Raw genomic sequence first — 14,457 nt, forward strand, 5'->3', positions numbered from 1 at the left:
GGGATTTTTACATGAAACAATCGCAATTGGTACATAAGAACGAAACATTGTATTTTGGACTGCTCGTCGCCGCCAGCATGTTGACGGTGGTGCTAGGAATCGTCTTCACGATTGCCTCGCTCGGCATCTTTTTATGGGTGATCGGATCAATTTTAGCACTGTCTTTATTCACACACTGGCTCCAAATCGGATATATTCGCACGAACGGCGTTAAAGTCACAGAGCGTCAATTCGCCGACCTGTATCAGACGTATCAGCGTGTCGGACAAGAAATGGGAATTCGCTTACTCCCGGATGTGTACATTCTTCAAGCCGGAGGCGTCTTGAACGCTTTCGCGACCCGTTTCTTCCAAAAGAATATGGTCATCCTGTATTCGGATGTCGTCGAGTTGTCACGTGAAGGGTACGCCAAAGAAGTCGAGTTTGTGATCGCGCACGAGTTGGCACATATTCGCCGCAACCATGTCCAAAAACAATGGGCGATGATGCTCGGCGGCTGGATCCCGTTTTTAGGATCGGCTTATTCGCGTGCGTGCGAGTTCACGTGTGACCGCATGGCGGCCCATCATATTCAAGACGAGACGGCATCAAAACGCGCCCTCACGATTCTTGCCATCGGTGGGAAGTTGGCGAAAGAAGTGAGCGAGTTTGACTACTTATATGAAGCGAGCCGTGAGAACGGATTTATTGCCAAATTGAGCGAGCTGTTATCGACGCATCCGCCGCTCCCGAAACGGATTGCGGCCATCGCGACGAACGCCGGTGAGACGAACGTTCCGGTCTTCAAGACGGCAGGGTATGTCAAAGGGTCGATTATCGGGACGATCGTGTTGAGCGTCATTGTCAACGTGGCCATCGTCGCCTGGCTGTTCACGAGCGACGGCTTGACGGGCTTCTCAGAAGGGTTCGGCTCGCTTGATGCGATGGCGGAAGAGCCGATTCAAGAACTTGCCTACAACGCCGCAACGTATGAAGAGTTTGAAACTCTATTGGCAGATGGGGCCGACGTCAATACGCAAGACTTGTACGACGACACGCCACTTCACAATTTGCTCTACAATGAAGGCGTCGACATCGATACGGTCGAATTGTTGCTTGAGAGCGGCGCCGACGTCTCGCTCGAGAATAAGGACGGCATGACGCCGGCTGAACTCGCAGCTGACTCCGGGCAACCGCAAGGCATCATCGACTTGATTCAATCATACGAATAAACAACGAGGTTTATGACCGGAACAAAGGTCATAAACCTTTTTATTTTCAAGTCTTGCAAACGCTTGCATAAGCCGTGATATAATGACAGCGAGGAGGCGATGTGCGGATGAGCATTCGGACGAAGCTGACGGGAATGATCGCATTGACGATTATCGTTCCCGTCATTTTGGCGACGGTCATTTCCTTTTGGTACGTCAAAGACCGGGAGCGGGAACGGGGGCTTCAGCTCACCGAATGGTCGCTTGAGCGAGGCACGCTTCAAATGGAACGGTATGTCTCAGACTTGAGTCGCTTGCCGACAAGTCTATATGCGAATCGGGACGTGCTCGATATTCTCGAGTATGGCCCAGGTCTGTCGCTCGAACAGACCGAACTAGAGGTGCGACGGGCACTGCTCGGCATGTACCTATCCCGTGAAGATGTGGCCCAAATCCAGTTGCTCATGCTTGAGGATATGGATTCGTTCGCCGCCTATAAGATGAAAGTATCCCCGCGCTCGAAACGGCAACCGAGTGAGATTCAGCAACAGCTATTGAAGTATGAGGAGAGCCGCGTCCTGCTCGAGGCTTCGCATCCGCTCGTGCCGTATCATGATTTCGGTCCGCTCGTCTCAGAAGAAGAAGTCGTGACGCTCCATTTCCGACTCGACAAAATCGAGACGGATCAGCCGCTCGCGATTTTGTCGATCGATATCCCGGAGGACGTCTTCATCGGCCAGCTCGCCTCGCTACAGAACAACCCGAGCGAGAGCCTCTGGTTCGTCGGGGGCGGCAATCAAGTGTTCGCACAACTCGGTGACGATGAAATCCCGCAAAACGTGTCGACGAACTCGCTGTCGAGCGATGGGAAGCATCACCGCATCGTCAAATCGTTCGAGTTTGAGAACCAGACGTTTTACGTCGGAAAATCGATACCAGATCGATTGTTGACCGAGCCGGCGTCACGGACGTCATTCATCATCTTTGTCGTCGGGATGGTGTCGCTCGTATTGGCATTGATTGGGGCGACATACGCTTCGATGCGTTTGACGACTCCAATCAAGACGCTCACCTCGAACATTTGGCGAATCGAGCAAGGGGACATGACCGTCTCATTCGATTCCCTCGGAAATGATGAGTTCGGTGTGCTCGGACGGCAATTCAAGCGGATGATTGAACGAATCGATGATTTGATTCAACGGGAATATCGGTTGGCGCTCGAGAATCGGACGAATGAGCTGAGGGCGCTCCAAGCTCAGACGAACCCACACTTCCTGTTCAACGCCTTGCAGTCGATCGGGACGCTCGCATTGAAAGGCGATGGCAAGACGGTGTACCGTCTCATCACGCAGCTCTCCTCGATGATGCGCTATACGATGCATCCCGATGAGTCGCTCGTGACGCTCAAGCGAGAAGTCGATCACCTCACGTCCTACATTCGCTTGCAACAAGTCCGGTTCCCGGATCAATTTGAGATTGAGGTCGATGTGCCGGAGCCGCTCCTCGATTTAATTGTGCCGAAGATGATTTTGCAGCCGCTCGCCGAGAACTTTTTCAAGCATGGGTTTGAGCGCGACGGTGCGACAGCGGCCAACCGTTTCTCAGTGCGAATTCATCAATCGGGATCAAATCTTGTGATTCATTGTGAGAATAGCGGACGCGATCTCTCGGATGAAGAGTTGACGCTATTGAAAGAACGGATCGAGGTATCGACCGAGCCATTGAATGGGGCGGAAGGTACCGGTTTAAAGAACATTCGAGATCGACTCATGTTAAACTATAATCGGGAGGCTCAGTTTATGTTGGCTACACCAGAGACAGGCGGATTTCGTATTGTCATGCGTTTCCCGGCCGTAACGGAGGCGGATGCGTCATGACGAAAGTGTTGATCGTTGATGATGAGTCGCCGGTACGGGAAGCGGTGAAACTGCTCGGGGAGTGGGAACGGCTCGGCGTCACGAAAGTGATTGAGGCACAAGACGGGGAAGAAGCGAAACGGATTATCGTCAAAGAACGGCCGGCGCTGATTTTATCGGACCTGCAAATGCCTCGATGTAACGGCATCGAGTTGATGGAGTGGGTCCATACGGAGGCGGAGACGGCCAAACTGATTGTCTTGACGGGCTATGACGAATATTCGTACATGCGGCGCGCGATTCAGCTCGGCAGTTTCGACTACTTGCTGAAACCGATTGACCCGGACGTCTTGAACGAGACGCTCGCACGTGCCCTCGCCGACGTCACTCCTGACGAAGACGATCCGATTCTACAGATTGGCGCGTTCATTGAACGCCATTATGCGGAAGAACTCAGCTTACAAGGGATGAGCGAGCGCTTTTACTTGAGCCGCGAATACATATCGCGTCGCTTCAAACAGCAGTACGGCGTCAACTTATCCGAATACTTGCTGTCGATCCGGATGCTCGAGGCGAAACGTCTCCTTGAGACGAGTAGACAACGTATTTATGAAGTCGCCCAAGCGGTCGGCTTTTCGGATGATAAGTATTTCCGGAAAGTCTTCAAAAAACAGATTGGCATCACCCCGAATGAATATCGGGAGCAGTGCCAACGACTATCTTGAAGGAGGAATTTAATCATGAGTGTACACATTGGGGCAGAAGCAGGACAAATCGCAGAAACGGTATTATTGCCAGGAGATCCGTTGCGTGCGAAATATATCGCGGAGACGTTCCTCGAGGATGTTGAGTTATACAACGAAGTCCGCGGCATGTATGGCTTCACAGGAACATATAAAGGAAAACGTATTTCCGTTCAAGGGACTGGGATGGGTGTTCCATCGATGTCGATTTACGTGAACGAATTGATTATGTCATACGGCGTAAAAAACTTGATTCGTGTCGGTACGGCCGGCGGAATTCAAGAAGACGTCAAAGTACGTGACGTCGTCATCGCGATGAGTGCATCGAGTGAGATGGCCCAAAACCGGGTTCGTTTCAACGGGATGGACTATGCGCCGACAGCGACGTTCGACCTCCTACATCGCGCGTATATGAACGCTGAAAAAGCTGGTATTCCGGTCAAAGTCGGTCAAATTTTCACAGCCGACCAGTTCTACCAGGATGATTTCCACCATTTCAAGAAGTGGGCCGATTTCGGTTGCCTCGCCATCGAGATGGAAGCGGCAGGTCTCTACACACTCGCTGCGAAACACAAAGTGAACGCGTTGACGATCCTCACAATCTCAGACCACTTGTTGACAGGTGAAGAGACGACATCGGAAGAGCGTCAATCGACGTTTGACGAAATGATTCGTGTCGCACTCGATACAGCGGTCGAAGTCACAAACTAATGAACACGCCTTACAGACCACTGGTTTGTAAGGCGTTTTTGTGTCCGCGCGCCTTGTCTTGTATACAAAGTGAAACTGGCAGGCTAGACTGAAGCTGAAACGAACAGTTCCCGTATCGGGCTGGATCAAGGAGTTGTCATCATGAATAAAGCGTCCGCTTTTGTCATTTATAGTATCGTCTTTTTTGCCTTCTTTGATTTATTCGCCCAGCTTCCGGTCATGAGCACGTTTGCGACATCGGTTGGTGCGACACCGTTCATCGCAGGGCTCGTCATCGCCATCTACTCCTTGTCGAATACGTTCGGCAACATTTTATCCGGCATTTGGACCGACCGGATTGGTCCGATCGTCATCCTGCTCGTTGGTCTTGCGCTGTCGAGCCTCAGTCTCTTGTCGTATCATCTCGTCGACACAGCGACGACGCTATTGATTGTCCGGATCGTGCACGGCTTTGTAGCGGGTTTGATTGTCCCAGCCGCGTTCACGTTGTCCGCCAATCTGACCGCCGCGAACCGACAAGGTAAAAAAGTAGCATTGACCGGCAGTTTTGTTGGTTTGGCAGCCATCGTCGGTCCGGCGTTCAGCGGCATCATGGCCAGCCAGACGACCGTGCCGATCGTCTTCACATACGTCGCGCTGTTCGGGGTAGCCGTCGCGCTCCTCGCACTCGTCTTTTTGCGCCCGTCGAAGTTAACGCTTGAACCTTCCCATCGTACAGATGAAGGGACGTCGCGCCTGGAACGAGACGTAGTGAAAGCGTATATCGGCGCCTTCCTCTTGATGTTCTCGCAAGGGGCAATCGCGTACTTGCTTCCCCTTTACGTGCAGGCGCTCGGGTATGACTCTCGTCTGAGCGGGACATTGCTCAGCACGTTCGGTATCATGGCGGTGCTCGTGTTTGTGTTGCCGACGAATCGCTTGTTCGACCAAATCGAACCAGCGAAGCTCGCGGCACTCGGTGTCGGCATTCTCGGTGTGAGCCAACTGTTGATTGGCCGATCTGAGACGTCGCTCCTCTTGTACGCTGTCCTCGCCTTGTATGGCGTCGGGTTCGCCATCTTATTCCCAGCCATCAATACGATGTTGATTAAAGCGACGAATCAGGCCAATCGTGGTAAGTCGTACGGCTATTTTTATGCGTTCTTCTCGCTCGGCACAGTGACGGGTTCGGCATTGTTAGGCTGGCTCTCGATTACGCTGACACAAAAATTCGCGCTGACAGGTGGCATCCTGCTCGTCGCCGGTTTGATATTTGTCGTCATGCAACAAACGAAGAAACGGGACGTGCCTGTCAGATAGGACGGACGCATATCGAAGGTTCAAAATGGTCGCTGACCGAGTGAAGATGATAAGATGAAGCTAGCGTTATCATCCAAGGGAGGCAGATTTATGCTCGCACCAATCGAACAGTTGACCATTGAAGAGCTCATTCGTAAACAGCGTCGCTTCTTTCGGACGCAAGCGACCAAGTCGCTCGCATTCCGTCTCAGCATGTTGACGTTTTTAAAAGAGTCAATCAAGCATCATGAAGCAGAGATTCTTCAAGCGTTGGAGCAGGATTTGAACAAATCAGAACTCGACGCGTTCACGACGGAGATCGGTTTCGTCTATGACGAAATCACACGGACGACACGTGAGTTGAAGCGTTGGATGCGCCCGAAACGTGTCCGTGGAGCCTCAATCCATCTGGGGACGCAAAGTGAGGTCATGTATGAACCTTACGGAACGGTACTCGTGATCGCTCCGTGGAACTATCCGTTTCAATTGGCGATGGCGCCGCTCATCGGAGCGATTGCCGCAGGCAACACGGCTGTCGTGAAACCTTCGGAATTGACACCGAACGTCGCCCAAATGATCACGAAAGTGCTCGAACGGGCGTTCACCGACCGCTACGTCGTCAGCGTCGAAGGGGATAAGGACGTTGCGACCGAGTTGCTTGCCCAGAAATGGGACCATATCTTCTTCACAGGGTCGACGCCAGTCGGGAAAATCGTCATGGAGGCGGCAGCGAAGCATTTGACGCCGGTCACGCTCGAGCTCGGTGGGAAATCACCGGCCATCGTCCATGAGGATGCTAATATCGAGATTGCGGCCAAGCGCATCGCCTGGGGCAAATGGATGAACGCCGGGCAGACATGCGTCGCACCGGACTATGTCCTCGTCCACGAATCCAAACGAGAGGCGTTCCTCGAGGCCATTAAACGGGAAGCGTTCACGATGTTCGGGAACGGCGTCGGGACGAAACGGTTCACACGAATTGTCAATGAGACCCACTTCAATCGTTTGACCGGATATTTGACAGAAGGAGACGTTTTCTTCGGAGGCCAGACGGACCGGGACCAATTGAAGATTGCCCCGACCGTGTTGACGGACATCGAAGAAGACGCGAACGTTATGAAAGACGAGATTTTTGGACCGATTCTACCAGTCCTTACGTACCGTCAACTCGACGAAGTGATTGAGTTTGTGTCATCGCGTCCACATCCGCTCGCGCTCTATTTGTTCACTGAGACGAAAGCGGTGGAGCAGACCGTGATGAAACACCTTACGTTCGGCGGGGGTTGCGTCAATGACGTACTCATGCATTTGACGAACCCGAACCTGCCGTTCGGTGGAGTCGGCGAGAGCGGGATGGGCTCATATCACGGACGTTACAGTTTTGAGACGTTCAGCCACGCCAAATCGATTTTGCGAAACACAACGAAGTTCGATTTACCGATTCGTTACCCAAACTTTAAAGCAGCCGAGAAGTTGATTCGACTCGTCTACCGCTGACCAGACTAGACTGCAGGGAGCCTGCAGTCTTTTTTTTGTGGACAAAGAATAAGAAGATTGTTTGAAATGTCACATACTTTTATAAAATGAGCTGCATACCTCTTGTATAATATAGCCATACACATGACGTACGAGACTTAATCAGATATACGATTAGTGGAGGGAGCAGACAACATGACTATGAAATGCGGAACGACCAAACCGAACAGCTTTGTCTTTTCGCAAGAGACGAAACAGCTCTTGCTCGAGATGATGACGTTTCAAGATCATTCGAAAGGGAGTATCGTTTGTTGGGAAGGCGAGAAGTGCAACAAGTTCTTTTATTTGAAGAGCGGTTCCGTCAAATTCACGAAGCTGACGAAAAAAGGGAGCGCACTCATCATGTTCATGTATGGGGCGGACGACTTCTTCGGGGAGTTCGATATCGACGAGGTGTTTCCGAGTTCGTATAGCATCGAGACGACATCGGACAGTGTCATCGGTTGGATCTCGAAGCAAGAGATGGATGAACTTGTTCGGCGCGATGCGCAGTTGGCCACTGAAGTATTGCGGTGGACGTCGATGATGCGCAAGCAGTCCGAGATGAAACTCCGTGACTTGCTGCTATACGGGAAACCAGGTGCCCTCGCCTCCACATTATTACGCATGGCGGCGATGGACGGCGTCGAGTCAGCAGAAGGGATTGTCGTGCCAAAACATCCGTCAGACGGGGAGCTCGGTCAGCTGATTGGTGCACCTCGCGAGACGGTGAATCGGATGATGAACCAGTGGCGGAAGGAAGGCATGTTGACGACGACGGGAACAGAGATGATTTTGCATGACATCGATTTCTTGAAAGAGCTCTGTTATTGTGAAGGCTGTCCCGCCGGCATCTGTCGGCTTTAATCTTTCAAGAGAGGTGCAGCATTTTGCCTTATCAAAGCGCGTGAAACCGAACAGGTGGTTGACTCGATTCGTGTCGGGACAATCACTTTTTTTGTATGCCTTTATACCAAATGTGAACTTTATGTGTGAAAACTACGCAAATTTGATGTGATTGTCACTTTTGGAGTGATAAATGTCACATATTAATCCTCATCCCATTTCATACAATAAAAGTGGAAATCACAGGGAAAGGGGTCCTTCACGTGGAGAAAAACGATGGACAAGAACCGAACTTAAAAGGCACGTTCACATCGGTCATGATTGTCGCGGGCGTCATCATTGCCATGTGGTCGTCAGTGTTTTACTTATTTATGACGCGATAACGAGCAGGGGGAGAGCAGCATATGCATATTCATAAACTTGAGAAATATTGGCTTGTATTCGGCATCATTTTATTAGGCGTGTTTTTAACCGTTCTTGGCATCTCTGCCTTTGCGGCAGGAAATCAACCGGCTTCGGACGCGGATTTGATCGATCCGGCGAAAGTACATCAAACCGCACCGTTCGACAAACCGGGACTTCATAAAATTGACGACAACGAATATGAACTTGTCATGGTCGCGCAAGCGTTCACGTTCACGCCGGGCAACGTCGAGATTCCAAAAGGAGCGAAAGTCACGTTTCTCGTCACCTCACCTGATGTCGTTCACGGTTTCCAGTTGACGGGCACACCGGTCAATATGATGGTCGTACCTGGTCATATCAACTCGCTCACGTATACGTTCGACGAGGCGGGCGAATTTTTAATCCTTTGTAACGAATATTGTGGTACCGGACATCACATGATGTCGACAAAAATTAAGGTGGTGGACTAAATGAATGACGTATCCTCAAAACTAAAGCAGTGGGAAATGGAACGCGGCGTACCAGTACCGAGTATCGGTGTCAAAGAAGCACGCCTCGCCTATGCCCACGTCGTCATCTCGGTCCTCGCCGTCTTAATCGGTGGACTAGCCGGCCTCATGCAGACGCTCATTCGGACTGGTGTCATCCCGGAAGTGTTCGGCTATTATCAACTGTTGACGGCGCACGGCATCATGCTCGGTCTCGTTTTCACGACAATGTTCATCATCGGTCTGCTTTACGCGCTGCTCGCTAAGTCGTTCGGACGCTTTGAGTCGTTCCCAACGCGGGTCGCTTGGCTCGGGTTTTGGATGATTATCGCCGGCGCCGTGCTCGTCACGATCATGGTGCTCGCCAATAAAGCGACTGTTCTGTATACGTTCTACGCACCACTCATGGCCGATCCAGTGTTTTATATCGGTCTCGTCTTGTTCGTCGTCGGTACGTGGTTATCGGCGTTCGCCATGTTCCGGATGTATGCGGACTACAAACGGGAGAACCCAGGTATTCATCCGCCGCTTCCGGCGTATATGAGTATCATGACGATGCTCTTGTGGGTCATCGCCACGCTCGGTGTCGCCGGGACGATTTTATTCCAACTGCTCCCGCTCTCGCTTGGTTGGAAAGACACGGTCGGAATCGAGTTGTCACGGACGCTCTTCTGGTATTTCGGTCATCCGCTCGTCTATTTCTGGCTCATGCCGGCCTATATTGTCTGGTATACGGTCGTGCCGAAAGTCATCGGCGGAAAGATTTTCTCCGATGCGCTCGCCCGGATGGCGTTCCTGTTGTTCCTGCTATTCTCGTTCCCGGTCGGCTTCCACCACCAGTTGACGGAACCAGGGATTGAACCGTTCTGGAAGTTCGTTCAAGTCATCTTGACGTTCCTCGTCGTCATCCCGTCGTTTATGACGGCGTTCTCGCTGTTTGCGACGTTCGAGCTGCGCGGCCGCGCACTCGGAGCTCGTGGTCTATTTGGTTGGGTCAAGAAGATGCCATATGGGGATGTCCGTTTCCTCGCTCCGTTCGTCGGCATGTTGTTCTTCATTCCGGCCGGAGCCGGCGGTATCATCAACGCCTCGCACCAATTGAACGCGATGGTCCACAACACACTTTGGGTCACAGGTCATTTCCATATCACGGTCGGTACGGCCGTCGCCTTGACGTTCTTCGGAACGGCATATTGGCTCGTGCCGGTATTGCGCGGTCGTATTCTAACGAAAAAGATGAATCGAATCGGATTAATTCAAGCAGGCACGTGGGCGTTCGGAATGTCGATCATGTCTTACGCAATGCACATCTCAGGACTGCAAGGTAATCCGCGTCGGACCGGTCCGGCAACGTACTTCTCGGATGCGCTTACGCGCGAGTGGATTCCATACCACATCGCGATGGCGATTGGTGGGACGATCCTCTTGATTTCGGTCCTCATCTTCGTCTATTCAATGTTCAACTTGTCGTTCCTCGCTCCGAAGGGAGAAGAGGAGTTCCCGCTCGCCGAGACCGAAGAGGCGGCGATGGAGACACCGCGTTTCTTCGAGAATTGGAAGCTTTGGATTACGGTCACGTTCGTTTTAATTGCCTTCGCCTATACGATTCCGATTTGGCACTTGATTGAAAGTGCGCCGCCGGGAGCGAAAGGTTGGGTGCTCTGGTAAACTGAAGTCAGCCTCGATAGCGGGGCTGACTTTTTCATGTGGGGAGATGGAAAGATGGAGCTACTTCGTGCAGATATTCACCGTGAATATGTTAGACGCGAGCCGGATCGGCCGTTCCTCGTCGCGATCGACGGGTTGAGCGGGGCAGGGAAGACGACGATGGTCGAACAACTACGCGGGATTGCAACGAATGAAGTGGTGTTACATATTGACGACTTTATCGTCGAGCGGCACCGACGTTACGCGACGGGACAGTCAGAGGCGATGGAATATTATGCGCTCCAATGGGACGTCGAGTTGCTCGTGGAGACCTTGTTCAAACCGCTTCGGGAAGAACAGGCGAATCTGACGTTGCCGTATTATGAGCGAGACCAGGACGCGGTCAACATGCGAACAATTGAGATTGCTCCGAACACACTTGTCTTGATCGAAGGGATCTTCTTATTGCGGGACGAGTGGCGTCCTTATTTTGACTACATCGTCTATCTCGACTGTCCGCGGGAAGTCCGGTATGAACGGGTCTTGAATCGTGATACGTATATCGGCGACTTATCGGAGCGACTTGCTAAGTACGAACGCCGGTATTGGCCGGGAGAAGCGCATTACATCAAAACGATCAACCCGCAAGCCCAGGCCGATCGAATCGTTCCATCTAGTTGACGCATCCATTTATAGGGGATGCGTTTTTGTTTTGGAAAAAACTGTTGACTCCGTTAGTGTACTATGGTGATAATACAGTTAGGTAGTGTATTAGTCGCATCATACACTTAGAGAGGTGACAACATGATCATACAATTCAACACGAGAGCCCCGGTTTACATTCAAGTCGTCGATTACTTCAAAAAGAAGATGGCGCTTGGCGAACTGCAGGCGGGCGAAGAGATGCCGTCGCGACGCGAGCTCGCGACCGAACTGAAAATCAATCCGAACACCGTCCAAAAGGCGTTCAAGGAAATGGAGGAACAACAATTGATTACGACCGAACGGAACCGTCCGAGCCGCGTGACGACCGATGAACATGTCTTGAAACGCATCCGCACGGAACTTGTCGATGAGGCGGTCGCTGTCTTCGTCGAATCGATTCAAGAACTTGACGTCACGATGGATGAGCTCGTCGATAAAATCAAACGACAATACGGAGAGGGGAATCTCGATGATCGAAGTACTGGGAGTTAAGAAACGTTACCGCAAAAAACAAGTCATCGAAGACGTGTCGTTTACGGCCCAAAAAGGGGAAATCACGTGTTTGATCGGATTGAACGGTACTGGGAAATCGACGATTTTAAAAGGCATCATGGGACTGACGCCGTTCGACAAGGGAACGGTGCTCGTCGACGGCAAACCGATTGATTTGAATCGCGTTGCGTTCGTACCGGACCACTCGACATTCCCGATTCACTTCACGATTGAGCAGTGCGAGGCGTTCATGCGAGACTTTTATCCAAAGTTCGACCCGAAATTGTTCGCCCGTCTTGTCGATGAGTTTAAATTGTTCCCAGAGGACAAGTTGAATGAGCTGTCGAAAGGGACGCTCGCCAAAGTGAATTTGGCGCTCGGGATTGCCCAAGATCCGGACTATCTATTGCTCGACGAACCGTTCTCGGGCATCGACGTGTTCTCGAAAGAACAAATTGTCGAGTTGTTCTCGAGTGACATTATGGAAGACCGCGGCGTTTTGATTACGACGCACGAGATTGAAGATATCGAATACTTGGTCGACAAGGCCGTCATGTTGAACCGCGGCCGGATCGTTCGTGAGTTCGACGTCGAGGACGTCCGCTTCATTCATGGGAAGTCTATTGTCGATGTCATGAGAGAGGAGTATGGCGCATGAATTTGTTGAAACTACTCGGATGGGAAGTCGAGCGGTTGACGAAACCGTATCTCATCTTAATCACGTTACTCGTCGTCACCCAGTTCGCCTGGCTCGGCGTCTTCCTATGGAGCGAAACGAATATGTATGAAGAAATGCGTCGTGCTGGAACGCCGGATTACACTTTGACGTTCGGGAATTATCTTGGTGGCACACCGTTCATCTTGTCGATTGGGGTGGCTGTCACGGCGATGGTATTCTTCAGTTTTTGGATTTGGTACCGTGACTTCCAAGGCCGTGGGACGTTCATGATGCGCCTATTGCTCATGCCGCAACAACGGATGCTCGTCTTCAGTGCGAAGCTAGTGACGATGACGTTGATGATCCTTGGCTTGTTCTCCGTCCAGTGGATTGCGCTCAAACTCCAGTACATAGCGTTTTCGAGTTGGTTGGACTCGCAAATGATTCCGATGAGTGGCTCCTTCGAACAGGCCATCGGCTACGATGGGGGGCTCTCGGTCATGTTCCCGGCGTCACTGTTCAACTTCTTTGTCCATCAAGTATTAATTGCCATCGCCGTCTTATTCATCTTCGCATTTGTGTTGATTGAACGGAGCCTGTGGCAACGGACGGTGTGGGCGCCGTTCCTCGCCTTATTGATGATTGGGGTTGTCGTAGTTGTGCCGATGATTGGGTTCTTTATCATTGAGAACTATCTGTTCATGGAAGAGACGCTGGCCGTCTTCACTCTTATTTTAGTGATTTGGTTTATTGGGGTCGTTTGGATTGGACATCGTCAGTTGACGAAGAAATTAAGTGTGTGAGGTGAGCAGATGAAACGAATGTGGAATGTGGCCGCGCTCGGTGCGGTCGTCATCATCGGGCTCGGTACGTTCGCCATTGATTCGAAAGCATCAACGGCGGAGTGGGTGCTCGATGTCAAAACGAATGAAAGTGTATGGGAAAATCAAAAAATACAAGCCTTTTATGAAACCGAGGAGGAGGTCCAGGAACGGTTTGAAATCACCCGGTCTGGTAGTGAAGTGACGACCCATTTAAATTACGTCGAAGAAGCGCTTAAACAACGCGAACGGGTCAATCCTACGATGCGAAAGTTCTATCGTCAAATGACAAACCTTAGTTTCACCCAATCGTTACGCACGAAAGAGGAGTATGTCGGCATCGGACAAAAAGGAAACGATGAAATCATTCTTTTCCGAACCGAAGGCAACGACATTGCCACGACGACGTTCCCGTCAAATGTTAGCGGTGCAGTGGAAGTCATGGAAGGGAACTGGCACGGCATATCCGTTCAAGATGGTCGTGTTCATTTGATTTATCGTGACGGTTATGATAGACAAGCAGCAACAAAAATCGCCGTGTTTGATGAAGGGGCGGTTGAAATCACCCTTGAAGAAATCTCAATAGAAGACGGCTTTATTTCTAGTGTTGTCGGAACATCCAGGTTTTACGATGAGAACCGGATGACCATCGCAGCCGATAATCGTTTCCTCCCGGTACGTCTTGGGACATACGAAACGATAACCGAAGATGGTCAGACGTACACGAACGATACGGAACGTCCAGGCGTGTATGCCTATGACACCGAAGAGAAGCGTGTCGTCGAGTTAAAAGCTGAAGGGGATATGTGGGGCGCAACCGTCTATGAGGATCAATTAATCGTCTTGCAGGAAGATGGGACCGAATTCGTTGTCGACTTGAAGACTGGAAAGCAATCGACGCGACAAGTCATCGATGGTTCGGTCGGCACGACTTGGTATGTCGATAACCAACTGTATCATATTCGCCCGACGAAAGAAGGGGCCGTCATTGACGTCTATCAAGATGGAAAAGCCATCTCGAGCGCTGTCGTGAAGGCGACGAACGATGCGGCGAAAGCGTTGGTGTCCAACACGAAATATTATCTACAATAACAAATAACCG

Annotated in this window: 15 protein-coding genes; all 15 read left to right on the forward strand. The window is 51.3% G+C overall.

Annotated features, from left to right (window positions below):
- Window positions 1–11 precede the first annotated feature (11 nt).
- The 15 genes from KNP72_RS10610 to KNP72_RS10680 all read left to right on the forward strand — a co-directional run bounded on the left by KNP72_RS10610 (window position 12) and on the right by KNP72_RS10680 (window position 14,447).
- The gene (locus KNP72_RS10610; RefSeq protein ID WP_214719854.1) at window positions 12–1,211 is read left to right on the forward strand and encodes a M48 family metallopeptidase; all 1,200 of its coding nucleotides are present in this window, start codon (window positions 12–14) and stop codon (window positions 1,209–1,211) included.
- Window positions 1,212–1,318: 107 nt separating this feature from the next.
- Window positions 1,319–3,067: a sensor histidine kinase gene (locus KNP72_RS10615; protein ID WP_214719855.1), complete on the forward strand. Its 1,749-nt coding sequence runs from the start codon at window positions 1,319–1,321 to the stop codon at window positions 3,065–3,067.
- Window positions 3,064–3,771, forward strand: coding sequence for a response regulator transcription factor (locus KNP72_RS10620; RefSeq protein WP_214833220.1), 708 nt, complete (start codon window positions 3,064–3,066; stop codon window positions 3,769–3,771). The genes KNP72_RS10615 and KNP72_RS10620 overlap by 4 nt, the downstream gene beginning before the upstream one ends.
- Window positions 3,772–3,786: 15 nt before the next feature.
- Window positions 3,787–4,500, forward strand: a complete 714-nt coding sequence (gene deoD / locus KNP72_RS10625) for a purine-nucleoside phosphorylase (RefSeq protein WP_029596056.1) — start codon at window positions 3,787–3,789, stop codon at window positions 4,498–4,500.
- Between the two features lie 141 nt (window positions 4,501–4,641).
- Window positions 4,642–5,799: an MFS transporter gene (locus KNP72_RS10630; protein WP_029596055.1), complete on the forward strand. Its 1,158-nt coding sequence runs from the start codon at window positions 4,642–4,644 to the stop codon at window positions 5,797–5,799.
- A 90-nt stretch (window positions 5,800–5,889) separates the two neighbouring features.
- Window positions 5,890–7,275, forward strand: coding sequence for an aldehyde dehydrogenase (locus tag KNP72_RS10635; RefSeq protein ID WP_214719858.1), 1,386 nt, complete (start codon window positions 5,890–5,892; stop codon window positions 7,273–7,275).
- A gap of 174 nt (window positions 7,276–7,449) precedes the next feature.
- Window positions 7,450–8,160: a Crp/Fnr family transcriptional regulator gene (locus KNP72_RS10640; RefSeq protein WP_214719859.1), complete on the forward strand. Its 711-nt coding sequence runs from the start codon at window positions 7,450–7,452 to the stop codon at window positions 8,158–8,160.
- Between the two features lie 242 nt (window positions 8,161–8,402).
- Window positions 8,403–8,522 carry a hypothetical protein gene (locus KNP72_RS10645; protein ID WP_021067817.1) on the forward strand — a complete coding sequence of 40 codons (120 nt, stop codon included), beginning with the start codon at window positions 8,403–8,405 and terminating at the stop codon, window positions 8,520–8,522.
- A 21-nt stretch (window positions 8,523–8,543) separates the two neighbouring features.
- Window positions 8,544–9,014, forward strand: coding sequence for a cytochrome c oxidase subunit II (locus tag KNP72_RS10650; RefSeq protein ID WP_021067816.1), 471 nt, complete (start codon window positions 8,544–8,546; stop codon window positions 9,012–9,014).
- A complete protein-coding gene (locus tag KNP72_RS10655) occupies window positions 9,015–10,700 on the forward strand; it encodes a b(o/a)3-type cytochrome-c oxidase subunit 1 (RefSeq protein ID WP_214833222.1) in 1,686 nt (561 codons plus the stop codon). It abuts the gene before it with no gap.
- Between the two features lie 54 nt (window positions 10,701–10,754).
- A complete protein-coding gene (locus tag KNP72_RS10660) occupies window positions 10,755–11,360 on the forward strand; it encodes a kinase (protein ID WP_214833224.1) in 606 nt (201 codons plus the stop codon).
- A gap of 123 nt (window positions 11,361–11,483) precedes the next feature.
- The gene (locus KNP72_RS10665; protein WP_034808399.1) at window positions 11,484–11,876 is read left to right on the forward strand and encodes a GntR family transcriptional regulator; all 393 of its coding nucleotides are present in this window, start codon (window positions 11,484–11,486) and stop codon (window positions 11,874–11,876) included.
- The gene (locus KNP72_RS10670) at window positions 11,854–12,534 is read left to right on the forward strand and encodes an ABC transporter ATP-binding protein (protein WP_214719862.1); all 681 of its coding nucleotides are present in this window, start codon (window positions 11,854–11,856) and stop codon (window positions 12,532–12,534) included. The genes KNP72_RS10665 and KNP72_RS10670 overlap by 23 nt, the downstream gene beginning before the upstream one ends.
- Entirely contained in the window at window positions 12,531–13,337 is an 807-nt protein-coding gene (locus KNP72_RS10675) for a hypothetical protein (protein WP_214833226.1), read from the forward strand. The genes KNP72_RS10670 and KNP72_RS10675 overlap by 4 nt, the downstream gene beginning before the upstream one ends.
- 9 nt (window positions 13,338–13,346) lie before the next feature.
- Complete coding sequence (locus KNP72_RS10680; RefSeq protein WP_214833228.1) at window positions 13,347–14,447, forward strand: hypothetical protein; 1,101 nt, start codon at window positions 13,347–13,349, stop codon at window positions 14,445–14,447.
- The last annotated feature ends 10 nt before the right edge of the window (window positions 14,448–14,457 follow it).

Source organism: Exiguobacterium sp. s152, assembly GCF_018618335.1.
GTDB classification, from domain to species: Bacteria; Bacillota; Bacilli; order Exiguobacteriales; family Exiguobacteriaceae; genus Exiguobacterium; species Exiguobacterium chiriqhucha.